General features: G+C 65.0%; 9 protein-coding genes and 1 pseudogene. 6 read left to right on the forward strand and 4 right to left on the reverse strand.

The window, feature by feature from the left end; translation table 11 throughout:
• Together V0R59_RS31375 and V0R59_RS31380 are read right to left on the reverse strand one after the other, a co-directional pair.
• Positions 1-242: hypothetical protein (locus V0R59_RS31375; RefSeq protein WP_330105860.1), on the reverse strand; the 242-nt coding region annotated here is incomplete at its 3' end.
• The gene (locus V0R59_RS31380; protein ID WP_330077367.1) at positions 205-1230 is read right to left on the reverse strand and encodes a LacI family DNA-binding transcriptional regulator; all 1026 of its coding nucleotides are present in this window, start codon (positions 1228-1230) and stop codon (positions 205-207) included. The genes V0R59_RS31380 and V0R59_RS31375, both read right to left, overlap by 38 nt.
• A gap of 247 nt (positions 1231-1477) precedes the next feature.
• On the opposite strand from V0R59_RS31380, the gene V0R59_RS31385 reads away from it, so the two are divergent.
• The 4 genes from V0R59_RS31385 to V0R59_RS31400 all read left to right on the forward strand — a co-directional run bounded on the left by V0R59_RS31385 (position 1478) and on the right by V0R59_RS31400 (position 7019).
• The gene (locus tag V0R59_RS31385; protein ID WP_330077366.1) at positions 1478-2863 is read left to right on the forward strand and encodes an MFS transporter; all 1386 of its coding nucleotides are present in this window, start codon (positions 1478-1480) and stop codon (positions 2861-2863) included.
• 12 nt (positions 2864-2875) lie between these two features.
• On the forward strand, positions 2876-4063 hold the full coding sequence (locus V0R59_RS31390; protein WP_375547410.1) for an L-talarate/galactarate dehydratase: 1188 nt from the start codon (positions 2876-2878) through the stop codon (positions 4061-4063).
• Between the two features lie 68 nt (positions 4064-4131).
• A complete protein-coding gene (locus V0R59_RS31395; protein WP_330077365.1) occupies positions 4132-5664 on the forward strand; it encodes a UxaA family hydrolase in 1533 nt (510 codons plus the stop codon).
• A gap of 110 nt (positions 5665-5774) precedes the next feature.
• The gene (locus tag V0R59_RS31400; protein WP_330077364.1) at positions 5775-7019 is read left to right on the forward strand and encodes an OprD family porin; all 1245 of its coding nucleotides are present in this window, start codon (positions 5775-5777) and stop codon (positions 7017-7019) included.
• An 87-nt stretch (positions 7020-7106) separates the two neighbouring features.
• Here V0R59_RS31400 and V0R59_RS31405 read toward each other — a convergent pair whose 3' ends face one another.
• Together V0R59_RS31405 and V0R59_RS31410 are read right to left on the reverse strand one after the other, a co-directional pair.
• On the reverse strand, positions 7107-9014 hold the full coding sequence (locus V0R59_RS31405) for a sensor histidine kinase (protein ID WP_330077363.1): 1908 nt from the start codon (positions 9012-9014) through the stop codon (positions 7107-7109).
• The gene (locus V0R59_RS31410) at positions 8924-9613 is read right to left on the reverse strand and encodes a response regulator transcription factor (RefSeq protein WP_330077362.1); all 690 of its coding nucleotides are present in this window, start codon (positions 9611-9613) and stop codon (positions 8924-8926) included. Before V0R59_RS31410 ends, V0R59_RS31405 begins: the two co-directional genes overlap by 91 nt.
• A 222-nt stretch (positions 9614-9835) precedes the next feature.
• On the opposite strand from V0R59_RS31410, the pseudogene V0R59_RS32135 reads away from it, so the two are divergent.
• Together V0R59_RS32135 and V0R59_RS31415 are read left to right on the forward strand one after the other, a co-directional pair.
• Positions 9836-9976, forward strand: a pseudogene (locus V0R59_RS32135) (ESPR-type extended signal peptide-containing protein); the annotation flags it as partial.
• 3 nt (positions 9977-9979) lie between these two features.
• Positions 9980-13438, forward strand: a 3459-nt coding sequence (locus tag V0R59_RS31415) for a two-partner secretion domain-containing protein (protein ID WP_408005265.1), incomplete at its 3' end; no start/stop codon positions are given.

Raw genomic sequence — 13438 nt, forward strand, 5'->3', positions numbered from 1 at the left:
CCCGGAGCGCAGCGTAGGGCCGGATGCAGGAGCAAGCGGTTTTGCTTACTTTTTCCAAGAAAAAAGTAAGCCGCCGTAAAGGCGGAAGGCGCCGGCGGGGTCACCGCCGCGACCGGATATGCACGCACCACCAGCACCAGCACGAAGAGAAAAAGAAGTGTAGATACCCATGCAGCGATGAGGCCGGTAAAGACACTGGAGAACTCAGGTGCTCTCCCTGACCACCAGGCTGAACCCCACATCCTCCACCTGCACCCCGCGCCCCAGGCTGCCCTCGATCCTCTGCAGCAGCAGTTCGGCGGTGCGCAGGCCGATCCGCCCACCATCCACGTTCACCGTGCTCAGACGCGGATGGGTATGTGCGGCGAACTCCAGGTTGCCGAAGCCCATCACCGCCACATCCTCCGGCACCCGCAGGCCATGGGCCTGGGCCTCGGCCATCACGCCCTGGGCCAGCAGGTCGATGCTGCAGATCACCGCATCCATCGGCACCCCGGCCTTCAATAGCCGGGTCATGGCTTCGCGGCCATTGCCCATGTCTACCGGAACCCGTTCGAACTCGCAGGCGACCACCTCGACCCCCGCCGCCCGTAGCGCCTCGACACAGGCCAGGCGCCGCCGGGTGGCGCGGTCGTCGTCGCTCCATACCAGGCCGACCCGGCGATGCCCGCGCTCGACGATGTGCCCGGCCATCGCCCGGCCCACCGCCTCGTGGGAGAAGCCCACCACGGTGTCGATCGGCTGCTCCGCCAGTTCCCAGGTCTCCACCACCGGCACACCGCGGGCGATCAGCTTGTCCCGGGCCTCGGCGCTCTGCAGGCGGCGGGTGAGGACGATGCCGTCGGGACGGCGGGCGAGGATGGCGTCGATCAGCCCGGATTCGCCGGAGGCGTCCAGGTCCGACTGGCTCAGCAGCAGTTGGTAGCGCGCCTGCGCCAGGCGCTGGCCAAGCTGGCCGATGGTGTCGACGAAGGCGCGGTTGGCGATGTTCGGCACCACCACGATGACCAGCCGGCTGCGCTGCGAGACCAGCGCCCCGGCGAGCATGTTCGGCACGTAGCCGGTCTTGCGGATGGCGTTGCGCACCTTCTTCTGGGTTTTCTCGGAAACCAGTTCAGGCCGGTTGATCACCCGTGACACGGTGATGGGCGAAACCTTGGCCATCTTGGCCACGTCGTCCAGGGTGGCAGGCGTGGCACGGGGCACGAGCGGAGCGGGGGTTTCCAGCATGGCGAGACTCTGGGCAGAAGGGGCGCGGATCGTCGGATTCTACCGGATCGGCGCGGATTTTCCTCGTTCGCGAGGCTGTCCCAGTCCATGGGAATTTGTCGCTATCGCCGATTTGCAAAGCCGGCCACATCGGGACAAGAATTAATGACAGCGCTGTCATTTGATAACGCTGTCATTGACCATCGACAAGCGGGCGTCGTCCGGAAGGCCCCTGCGCGAACCCTATAAAAACAATGAGGCAATCGCGATGAACAACCCTGACACCTTCGCCACCGGCCCCGCCGCCGGTGCCGTTGTCGCGTCGGCCAGCGCCACCCGCTACCGCTACCTGATCCTGGCCCTGATCACCATGGTCCTGGCCCTGTCCAGCGGCGACCGCGCCGCGCTGTCGGTGGCCGGCTCCGACATGAGCAAGGAACTGGGCATCAGCTCGGTGGAGATGGGCTACCTGTTTTCCATCTTCAGCTGGGCCTACGTGATCTTCCTGATTCCCTCCGGCTGGCTCAGCGACCGCTTCGGCTCGAAGAAGACCATGGCCCTGGCCATCTGCATCTGGTCGGTCTTCACCGTGTGCATGGGCCTGGTGCATTACGTCGGCATGATCGTGCCGCTGCTGCTGGCCCTGCGCTTCCTGCTTGGGGTGGCCGAAGCGCCGGTCGGCCCGGCGTCCACCCGGGTCATCGCCTCCTGGTTCCCGTCCACGGAGCGGGGCATGGCCGGGGCCATTTTCAACAGTGCGCAGTACATCTCCCTGGCCTTCTTCACCCCCTTCATGGGCTGGCTGTGCTACGCCTTCGGCTGGCAGTACGTCTTTATCGTGATGGGCATCGTCGGCATCGGCATCGCGGCAATCTGGTGGAAGCACTACTACCTGCCGGTCAACCACCCGAAGATGAACGCCGAGGAACTGGACTACCTGCGCAAGGGTGAAGCCCTGGTCGACCTGGAAGGCCAGTCCGCCTTGCCGAAAAGCCAGCGCCGCAGCTCCTTCAGGGAAATCGGCGTGCTGTTCAAGAGCCGCATGCTGCTGGGCATGTTCATCAGCCAGTACTGCGTCAGCGCGGTGACCTGGTTCTACGTCACCTGGTTCCCCATCTACCTGGTCAAGGAGCGTGGCTTCGACATCCTCCAGGCCGGCCTGGTGGCGTCGATCCCGGCCCTGTGCGGGCTGATCGGTGCGGTGTCCTCGGGCTTCTTCTCCGACTGGCTGCTGCGTCGCACCCAGTCCCTGAGCATCGCCCGCAAGACCCCGATCATCACCGGCGTGCTGCTCAGCTCGACGATGATGCTGTGCAACTACGTCGACGCCCAGTGGCTGGTGATCGCGGTGATGAGCCTGGCCTTCTTCGGCAAGGGCTTCGGCAACCTCGGCTTCAGCGTGGTGGCCGACACCGCGCCACGGGAGATGGTCGGCATGACCGGCGGCGTGTTCAACGCCCTGGGCAACACCGCCGGCATCGTCACTCCGGTGGTCATCGGCTACCTGCTGCAGTCCAGCGGCTCGTTCACCAGCGCGCTGTTCTACGTCGGCGCCCACGGCCTGCTCGCCGCGTTCTCCTACCTGTTCATCGTCGGCAAGATCCAGCGCCTGCAGCTGTCCGACCTGACCGGCAAACCTTCCAGCGTTCAATAAGAGAGACCCGCCATGATCGAAAGCAACGTCTACATCGACCCGAAGATCGCCTCCATGCAGGTCGGCGAAGCCACCACCGACAGCATCGAGTGGATCAAGCTGTCCTACACCGTGCTGCCCTTGGGCGCGCCGATCAGCGATGCCAAGGTGCTGACCGGGCGGCAGAAGCCGCTGACCGAGATCGCCTTCATCTTCGCCGAGATCCGCACCCGCGAAGGCCATGAAGGCATCGGCTTCGGCTACTCCAAGCGCGCCGGCGGGCCGGGCATGTACGCCCATGCCCGGGAGATCGCTCCGACCCTGCTCGGCGAGGACCCCAACGATATCGCCAGGCTGTTCAACAAGCTGCTCTGGGCCGGCGCGTCCATGGGCCGCAGCGGCCTGACCACCCAGGCCATCGCGCCATTCGACATCGCCCTGTGGGACCTCAAGGCCAAGCGTGCCGGCCTGCCGCTGGCCAAGCTGCTGGGAGCCCATCGCGATTCGGTGCAGTGCTACAACACCTCCGGCGGCTACCTGTCGACGCCACTGGAAGCGGTGCTGGACAACGTCGATGCGTCCCGCGCCAATGGCATCGGCGGGATCAAGATCAAGGTCGGCCAGCCCGACACCAGCATCGATTTCAAGCGCGTGCAGGCGGTGCGCGAGCGCCTTGGCGAAGGCTTCCCGCTGATGGTCGACGCCAACCAGCAATGGGACCGGGTCACCGCCCAGCGCTTCTGCCGCAAGCTGGAGCAGTTCGACCTGACCTGGATCGAGGAGCCGCTGGACAGCGCCGACGTCGAGGGCCATGCCGCCCTGGCCGCGTCGCTGGACACGGCGATCGCCACCGGCGAGATGCTCACCAGCTTCGCCGAACACGCCCAGTTGATCCGTGCCAATGCCTGCGACTTCATTCAGCCCGACGCACCCCGTGTCGGCGGTATCACGCCGTTCCTGCAGATCATGAACCTGGCCAGTTTCCAGGGCCTGAAGCTGGCACCGCACTTCGCCATGGAGATCCACCTGCACCTGGCGGCGGCCTACCAGGAAGAGCCGTGGCTGGAGCATTTCGAGTGGCTGGAGCCGATGTTCAACGAGCGCCTGGAGCTGCGTAACGGCCGCATGTGGGTACCGAACCGTCCGGGTCTCGGCTTCTCCCTCAGCGACCAGGCCCTGGCCTGGACCCAGGACAGCGTCGAGTTCGGCAAGCGTCCTTGAGTGGTGCGTGGCGGCGTTGCTTGTGTCGGCGCCGCCACGGGGTTTAGTGAAATCAGGAAAACAACAGCATGAACTCCCGTGAAGTCAGCCCCGTCATTCGCCTCGATGCCGCCGACAATGTCGTCATCGCGCGCATCGAGATTCCCGCCGGCACCGCCATCCCCGGCGAAGGCATCGCCACGCAGCAGGCGGTGCCGCTGGGGCACAAGATCGCCGCACGGGCCATTGCCCGGGGCGAGGCCGTGCTCAAGTACAACACCGTGATCGGCTATGCCGCCGAGGACCTGGCCCCGGGCACCTGGATGCACAGTCACAACATCGCCTTCGGCGACACCGAGCGCGACTATCGCCATGGCCTCGACTATGTGCCCACCGAGCTGTTGCCACCCGCGCAGCGTGCCACCTTCCAGGGTATCGTCCGCGACGACGGCCGGGTCGCCACGCGCAACTACCTCGGGGTGTTCGTGGTCGGCAACTGCGGCGCCACCGTGGCGCGCAAGATCGCCAACCACTTCGATGCTTCGCGCCTGGCGGCTTTCCCGCAGATCGATGGCGTGGTGCCCTTTGTCCACGAGATCGGCTGCGGCATGGAAATGACCGGCGAGCCCATGGACCTGCTGCGGCGGACCATCGCCGGGCATATCAAGCACCCCAATACGGTTGGCGCGCTGGTGATCGCCCTGGGCTGCGAGCGCAACAATATCCATGGTTTCTTCGAGCAGGAAGGGCTGGTGGAAGGGCCGATGCTGAAGAAACTGGTGATCCAGGACGTGGGCGGGGTCAAGAGCGCCACCGAACAGGGCATCGCCCTGATCGAGGGCATGCTGCCCAAGGCTGACGAGGTGCGGCGCCAACCGGTGTCCGCCGAGCACCTGATGATCGGCATGCAGTGTGGTGGCAGCGACGGTTTCTCCGGGCTTTCGGCCAACCCGGCACTGGGGGCGGCGGTGGATATCCTGGTCCGTCATGGCGGTACCGCGATCCTCTCCGAAACCTCGGAAATCTTCGGCGTCGAGCACACCCTGACCGCCCGTGCGGTGACGCCGGAAGTAGGGCGCAAGCTGGTGGCGCGCATCGACTGGTGGCTGGAGTACAACCGCGGCCGCGATACCCAGATCAATGGCCGGGTCAGCCCGGGCAACAACGCCGGCGGCCTGGCCAACGTACTGGAGAAATCCCTCGGCGGGGCGAAGAAGGGCGGCAATGCGCCGCTGATGGATGTCTATGAATACGCCCATCCGGTGACGGCCCGCGGCCTGGTGTTCATGGACACCCCGGGCTACGACCCGGTCTCCGCCACCGGGCAGATCGCCGGTGGCGCCAACCTGATCGCCTTCACCACCGGGCGCGGCTCCTGCTTCGGCTCCGTGCCGGCACCGACCTTCAAGCTCGCCAGTAACTCGCCCATGTACCAGCGTATGAGCGATGACATGGATATCAACTGCGGGCAGATCATCGATGGCGACAAGACCATCGCGCAAATGGGCCAGGAGATCTTCGAACGGCTGCTGGCCCATGCCTCTGGCGAGCAGACCAAGAGCGAGCTGAACGGGCTTGGGGAAGATGAGTTCTGCCCGTGGCAGATCGGGGTACTTGCCTAGATCTTCAGGGCAACACCGAACCCTGTGGGAGCTGGCTTGCCAGCGATGAGGCCCTGACCAACAACATCAATAGAAAAGGCCGGACTCCGATCCGGCCCAACGGACCCGCCATGCACAACAAAAACAAGATCCTGCCTGCCGTCACCCTGTTGTCCCTGTCCCTCCAGGCCCATGCCGCCGGCTTCCTCGACGACAGCCAGGCCAGCCTCAAGGCGCAGAACTTCTACCTCAACCGCGACTTCCGCGAAGACGCCGGCATCTCCAAGCGCGAGGAATGGGCCCAGGGCTTCATCCTCGACCTGCGCTCCGGCTACACCGCAGGCACCCTCGGCTTCGGCCTGGACGCCATCGGCATGCTCGGCCTCAAGCTCGATTCCTCCGCAGGGCGCAGCGGCACCGGCCTGCTGCCGGTGGGTGACGACGGCACGGCGCCGGATCAATACAGCAAGTTCGGTATCGCCGCCAAGGCACGCCTGTCGCAGACCGAGCTGAAGATCGGCACCCAGTTGCTCAAGTATCCGACCATCGCCTCCAGCACCGGGCGCATCCTGCCGCAGACCTTCCAGGGTGGCGTGCTGACCTCGAAGGAGCTGGACAACCTGACCTTCACCTACGCCCAGATCGACCGCACCACCCGACGCGACTACTCCCACGGCGAGGCGATGAGCCTGGTCAACAAGAACCGGCGCTTCAGCGGTACACCGCAAGCCGACGACTTCCGCATGGGCGGGGTGGACTACACGGTCAGTCCGGACCTGGTGCTCAGCTACCAATATGGCGAACTTGACCAGATCTACGGTCAGCACTACCTCGGCCTGCTTGGCAGTCGCAAGGTCGGGCCGGGCAAGCTGTCTCTGGATGCGCGTTATTTCATCAGCGACGACAGGGGCCAGGCGCGGGCGGGCAGGGTGGACAACCGCACGCTCAACGTCCTGCTCGGCTACAGCCTGGGTGGCCACAACGTCGGTGTGGCCTACCAGGGCCTGTCCGGCTCGACCGCCATGCCCTACCTCATCGGCACCGACGCCTACCTGACCAACTACATGATGGCCGCCGACTTCATGGAGCCCGGCGAACGTACCTGGCAACTGCGCTATGCCTATGACTTCACCGCCGTCGGCGTACCGGGGCTGACATTCTCGACCCGCTACAACCACGGCGACCATGCCAACCCGGCGACCTTCGCCGGCGAGGGCCGGGAATGGGAGCGTGACACCGACCTGGGCTACACCGTGCAGTCCGGGCCGCTGAAGAACGTCAACCTGCTCTGGCGCAACGCCGCGCTGCGTTCGAACTACCAGCGCGACATCGACGAGAACCGCCTGATCATCAGCTACACCTTGCCGCTGCGCTGAGGGCGCCCGGCAGTACCCTTCATGTACGAGGGTGACCGCCGATCATTGGCGGTGGGGCCGGCCAAGGTTTTGGCCGGCCCGGTTTTTTCAGCCCCCGGCCGACACCGGGGCACCGTGGATGATGGCGGTCAATCGGGTTTCCCCCGGCCGCGACTGGATGCGCAACTGCCCGCCCATGCGCTCGATGCGCAGGCGCATGCTGCTCATGCCGACCCCGGTGCCTGCCGCCAGCACCTTGTCGACATCGAAACCGCGGCCGTTGTCGCGAACCTCCAGGCCCAGGCCGTTCTGCGCTTCCGCCCGCACCTCGATATCCAGGCGCGAGGCGCCGGCGTGCTTGAGCACGTTGGTCAGGGCTTCTTCGAGAAAGCGCGTGAGGGCCAGCAACTGTGCCGGCGTGAACGTGCCCGGCCAGTGCTCCGGCAGGTGCCATTGCGAGGCGATGCCGAGGTCATCGAACAGGTCGATGAAGCGTCGCCGCGACGCCGCCAGCCACTCCTGCGGCGATTGCCAGGCGGGCACGGCGGAGGAGCCGTCGATGGCGTCGCGCAGGTCGCTGCGCAGGGTCTTCAGCACGGAGAGGAACTGGCCGTCGTTCAAGCCTTCGCCGTGCTCCATGCGGGTGATCGAGCGCATCAGCGAGCTGCCCAGGCCGTCGTGCAGGTCGTGGGTCAGGCGCAGGCGCTCGTTGAGGCGGATGTTGTCGGCTTCCAGGCTGTGCTCGCGCTGCAGGGTGCGGGTCAGCTCCGCGCGGGTGCTGTCCACGGTGGCCTGCAGTTCATCGTTGAAACGCTCGATGCGCAGCAGGCTGCTGGAAAAGCGCGTCGCCAGGACCAGGAACATCAGGATCGACATGAGCGGCGCGGACAACAGGGCATACACCCCCTGGATACCCAGCACGCCCGTAAGGGTCAGGAACTCGAAGATGGACAGCCCGGCGATGCCCAACCCCAGCAGGATCTGGTAGCGATCGCGGATCCGCACGGCACGCCACAGCAGTTGCAGGCAGGCCACGAACAAGGCCAGGCGCAGGGAAAACGCCGACACCAGCTGCACCGACGACAGGTGGCGGTCGGGCACCAGCATGATGGCCAGGCACAGCAGCAGGGCGCCGCTCCACACCAGCTGTTCGAAACGCTTGAAACGCATGCCGCCGAATGACCAGATGAACATGCAGAACGCCGGGGAATACAGGGCGAACGCCACCAGGCTGAGGCGATCCCAGATTTCGCCGTGGCTGAACGGCCAGGATGAAGTCACCAGCATGTTGAGGATGCCGGCCGACCACAGCAGCGAGGCCAGGGCGAACCAGCCAAAGGTGCGTTCCTGGCGGCGGAACAGCCAGAACGTCAGGAACAGCACGCCCAGCACCACGGAAATCAGCAGGCTGACGAAAATCAGGTCGCGCTGCACCAGCAACTGGCGACGGTACTCCGGCCAGACCTGCGCGTGGTTGCCCAGGCGCACCGTGCCCAGGCCCGGCGCGGCATGTTCGGAGCCCACCAGGCGAATCCACAGGGTATGCCGCTGCTGCTCGCCGGACAGCGGCAGCAGCCAGTAGCGCGGCAGGTTCCAGCCACGGGACAAAGGCTCCACCAGGCTTTCGTCACGCCACAGCAGGCGCTCGTCGAGCCAGACCTCGGCGGCCATGGCCATGCGATCGATGTTCAATGCCAGCGGCTCGCCCGGGCAGTCGGCCTGCCAGTCGATGCGGTACCACACTGCGCCCTGGAAGCCGGGCCAGTGCCGCTGCCACAGGTCCGGCAGGCTCACCGGCTGCCAGCCGTCGAGCGGGCGCGCGCCGTCGCCGCTGCGCTCGGGTGCGGCAATGACGCGGTCGATACTGGTCAGGCAGCTCGCCTGCGCCAGGCTCGACAGCCACGGCAGCAGGACCAGCAGCAGGGTCAGGGCAACAAGCCGCGCTGCCGGGCTTCGTTGACCGCGCGGGTACGCGAGGACACGGCCAGCTTGCGGTAGATCCGTTTGATATGGCATTCGACGGTGTAGCGGGAAATGGTCAACTGTTCGGCGATTTCCCGGTTGCTCAAACCACGGGAAACCCATTCGAGAATCTCGCTCTCGCGGGCGCTGAGGGCTTCGCTGTCGCCGCTGTCGGCGGGCTTGTGCAGTGGCTCGCTGGGCAGCAGGGTGAGGATGCGCCGGGCGATGAACGGGTCGATCGGCGCACCGCCGCGCAGCACGCTGCGGATCGACAGGCTGACCTCCAGGTCGTCGCGTTCCTTGAGCAGGTAGCCGGTGGCGCCGGCGCGCAGGGCGCCGAGGATCGCCTCCTCGGTGCTCCAGGCAGAGATCACCAGGATCCACAGCGCCGGGTCCTGCGCGCGCAGTTCGCGGATCAGCTCGATGCCGTTGCCATCGGGCAGGCCGAGGTCGACCAGGACCATCGCCACCGGATGCTGGCTGACATGGGCGCGGGCCTCGGCCAGGTTCACTGCGAAGTTCACCGCCTCGTCGGCATAGCCGATTTCGCCCAGTACCCGCGCCAGCCGCTGGCGCATCAGGGCGTCATCCTCGACCACCAAGACGGGGGCGGGCAGCAGGCTGTCATCGGGAGGCGGGCGGGTGGTCGACATGGGCGGCAGGCATTCCGTGGCAGTAGATGGAGGATGCGCGAGTTTGACACGCCATAGTGGCCTTCGACCATCACCAGAATCAGGTATAGCCCTGCCGCGCGCCGGGGTGAAATTACCCAGTTTCAGTGATAGCCAGTTGCCAACCCCTTCACGTCCAATAGCGTTTTGCCAGGCCGGCTGGTCAGCACGCGCCTGCGCCTCGATCGCTGAAGGGAGCCCCCCATGAACCGCACCTATGCCCTCGTCTGGAACCCAAGCCTCGGCGCCTGGAGCGTTGCCGATGAACACGCCCGTCGCCGTACCAAGGGCGCCGGTGCGGTGCTGGCAGCAGTTCTGCTGCTGCCGGCCCTGGCTGGCGCCGCCGACTTGCCGACCGGGGGCCAGGTGACCGCAGGACAAGGACAGATTGGTACGCCTGCGAACAACCAGATGGTCATCGACCAGGCCAGCAACAAGCTCGCCATCGACTGGCAGAGCTTCGATATCGCCGCCGGCAACAAGGTCACCTTCAACCAGCCCGGTCGCGACTCGATCGCGCTGAACCGGGTGCTGGGCGCCGATGGCTCGAAGATCATGGGCCAGCTCGATGCCAATGGCCGGGTGTTCATCGTCAACCCCAACGGCGTGCTGTTCGGCAAGGATGCCCAGGTCAATGTCGGTGGCCTGGTGGCCTCGACCCTGGATATCAGCAACAGCGACTTCGAAGCCGGCAATTACAGCTTCAAGGGCAACGGCAAGAACGCCGCCGTCGTCAACAACGGCAAGATCAGCGCGACCGATGGCGGCAGTGTGGCGTTGCTCGGCGGTACAGTCAGCAACAACGGGGTGATCGTCGCCAAACAGGGCAGCGTGGCCCTGGCGGCGGGCAATGCGGTGACCCTGGACTTCGCCGGCGACGGCCTGCTCAACGTGCAGGTGGACGAGGCGGTGGTCGATGCGCTGGTGGAAAACCACCAGTTGATCAAGGCCGATGGCGGCCAGGTGCTGCTCACCGCCAATGCTGGTGAAGCGCTGATCAACACCGTGGTCAACAACACCGGCACCATCGAGGCGCAGACTGTTGGCGAGAAGAACGGCAAGATCGTCCTGCTCGGCAGCTTCGACGGCGGCAGCGTGCAGGTGGCCGGCACCCTCGACGCCAGTGCGCCGAGCGGCGGCAACGGCGGTTTTGTCGAAACCTCGGGTGCTCACGTCAAGGTGGCGGACGGCGCAAGAGTCACCACCAAAGCCGCGGCGGGCAAGACAGGTGAATGGCTGATCGACCCGACCGACTTCACCGTCAGCGCGGGTGGTGCTGGCAAAACCGACAGTGGCATCGGCGCCAACACGCTCTCCAATAACCTGGCGACCACTGACGTCACCCTGCAAACCGCCTCCGCCGATACCGGCGCTGAACCGGGCGATATCCACGTCAATGCCGCCGTGACCTGGAACGCGGGCACCACGCTCACCCTCAGCGCCCATAACAACATCAATATCAACGCCGCCATTACTGCCCAGCACACCAATGGCAAGGTCGCGCTGAAGTACGGCCAGGCCAGCAGCAATGGCGGCACGGCGGACTACAACGTCAGGGCGCCGATCAACTTGCAGAGCGGGCAGAACTTCAGCACGCAGAAAGGCAGCGCCGGCAACACTATCACCTACAACGTGGTCAACGATGCCCAGGCGCTGCAAGCCATGAAGGACAACCGACACGGCAACTACGCCGTGGGCAGCTATATCGACCTGGGCAGCATCAGTAACTGGGTGCCGGTGGGAAATGAGGGTGCACGGTTCACTGGTCGACTGGCCGGGCTGGGTCATAGCCTCTCCAACCTCACTATCGACCTTGGCGGGACCGACAATGTCGGTCTGCTCGGCTACGCCGACTCAAGCAGCGTGATCCGCGATATTGGCGTGGTCGGTGGTAGCGTCACGGGCGGGAACTCAGTTGGCGGGCTGATCGGATTCAACCTGGGAGAACTCAGTAACGTCTTTGCCACTGTCACAGTCAATGGCCAGACGAACGTCGGAGGGCTGGTCGGGGTCAACGGTCTCAAAACCATCAGCAACGCCTATGCCGCTGGCAGCGTCACGGGCCAAAATTCCGTCGGAGGGCTGGTAGGGTACAACCAGGGCACCATCAACCAGGCCTATGCCGCTGGCAACGTCACGGGCCAGGTAGAGGTCGGCGGGCTGGTCGGACGCAACGAAATGACCGTCCAATACACTTATGCCAGCGGCCTCGTCCAGTCGGGAGATGTCTACTTCGGTGGTCTGGTCGGAAGCAACACCGTCTTCGGCTTGGTAGCCGACTCCTACTGGGACAGCGACAGCACTGGCAGCGCCAAACCCAACTTTTCCGACTTCTTCAATAGCATAAACGTGAGCGCCGTCACCTCCAGCAACCGCTACAACCACAGCAGCTATGGCTTCCTTGGCACCTGGAGCCTCGTCGCCGGCACTGGCAACGTCTACACCACAGGTGCCAATGGCTGGATCATGATCGAGGGCCAGACGCGCCCCTTCCTCGCCAGCGAATACAGCACCAGCATCGGCAACGCCCACCAGCTGCAATTGATGGCCTACAACCTCGGTGCCAGCTACACCCTGGCACGCGATATCGATGCCAGCGCTACCGCGGGCAGCAATGCAAGCGGCATGTGGAGCACGGCAGGCTTCGTTTCGGTGGGGGACACCGGCAACCGTTTCACCGGGCAATTGGACGGCGGCAGCCATGCCGTGACAGGGCTCACCATCAACCGCACGGGCACCGACTCCGTCGGCCTGTTTGGCTACACCAACATCGGGAGTGTGATTCGCAATATCGGTCTGGTGGGCGCCACTGTGGTGGGCAATAACGACGTCGGCGGCCTGGTCGGCAGAAGTTACAGCGCCCTCAGTAATGTCTATGCCAAGGGCAGCGTGACGGGCAACAGCAACGTCGGCGGTTTGGTGGGTAGCAGTGGCGGGCTGATCAATAGTGCTTATGCCGCTGTCGCGGTGAACGGCAACTCCAGTGTTGGCGGCCTGGCTGGCTACAGCGAGAAAGACGTAATCAACACCTATGCCTCCGGCAACGTGACAGGAGGCGCCTATGTTGGCGGTCTGATCGGCTTCAATGGCGCCCGGATCGATGACTCATTCGCAACCGGTAGCGTGAGTGGCACTGGTGCACTCGGTGGTCTGGCTGGACTGAACAATGGCGGCGGCGTCGTGGCGCGCAGCTTCTACGCCACCACCGACGCCAATGGCGCGGAAATCAACAACGGCGGCGCCAATACGGGATTATTCAGCGGCAACTCGCTCGGCACTGGAAAAACCCGGAATCAGCTGACCCAGGCTTCCACCTTCACTGGCTGGAGCATCGCCACTACCGGCGGTTCGAACGCCGCCTGGCGAATCTATGACGGCTATTCTGGCCCGCTGCTGCGCAGTTTTCTCAAGTCAGTGACCGTCACGGTCGACGATGTTACCGGCAAGACCTACGACGGCACGAGCGGCACGGTCGCAGGGGTAAGCCACAGCCTCTCCGACGGCAGCGCCACCCTGCTGGGCAGCGGCAGCTACACCAGTGTTTCCACGCGCAACGCAGGCACTTATGGCCTGGGGCTGACCGGTTTGTATTCCGATCAGCAGGGCTATGACATCGAGGTTGTCGAGGGCAGCTATGTCATCGGCAAGGCCAGCATCAGTGCCGTGACCGGTATTACCGCGCAAAACCGCACTTATGACGGCACTACCGATGTCAGCCTCAACACCGCCACCGCCGCGTTCACCGGTCGTTTCGGCAACGATGAGCTGAGCGTGGCCTCGGCCAGCGGAGCCTTCGCCGACAAGAGC

This window comes from Pseudomonas ulcerans, assembly GCF_036324125.1.
Lineage (GTDB): Bacteria > Pseudomonadota > Gammaproteobacteria > Pseudomonadales > Pseudomonadaceae > Aquipseudomonas > Aquipseudomonas ulcerans.

Coding starts and splice junctions, on each gene's coding strand:
- V0R59_RS31380 (WP_330077367.1), bottom strand. CDS start 1,230: ATGCTGGAAACCCCCGCTCCGCTCGTGCCCCGTGCCACGCCTGCCACC.
- V0R59_RS31400 (WP_330077364.1), top strand. CDS start 5,775: ATGCACAACAAAAACAAGATCCTGCCTGCCGTCACCCTGTTGTCCCTG.
- V0R59_RS31395 (WP_330077365.1), top strand. CDS start 4,132: ATGAACTCCCGTGAAGTCAGCCCCGTCATTCGCCTCGATGCCGCCGAC.
- V0R59_RS31405 (WP_330077363.1), bottom strand. CDS start 9,014: ATGCCATATCAAACGGATCTACCGCAAGCTGGCCGTGTCCTCGCGTAC.
- V0R59_RS31385 (WP_330077366.1), top strand. CDS start 1,478: ATGAACAACCCTGACACCTTCGCCACCGGCCCCGCCGCCGGTGCCGTT.
- V0R59_RS31410 (WP_330077362.1), bottom strand. CDS start 9,613: ATGTCGACCACCCGCCCGCCTCCCGATGACAGCCTGCTGCCCGCCCCC.
- V0R59_RS31390 (WP_375547410.1), top strand. CDS start 2,876: ATGATCGAAAGCAACGTCTACATCGACCCGAAGATCGCCTCCATGCAG.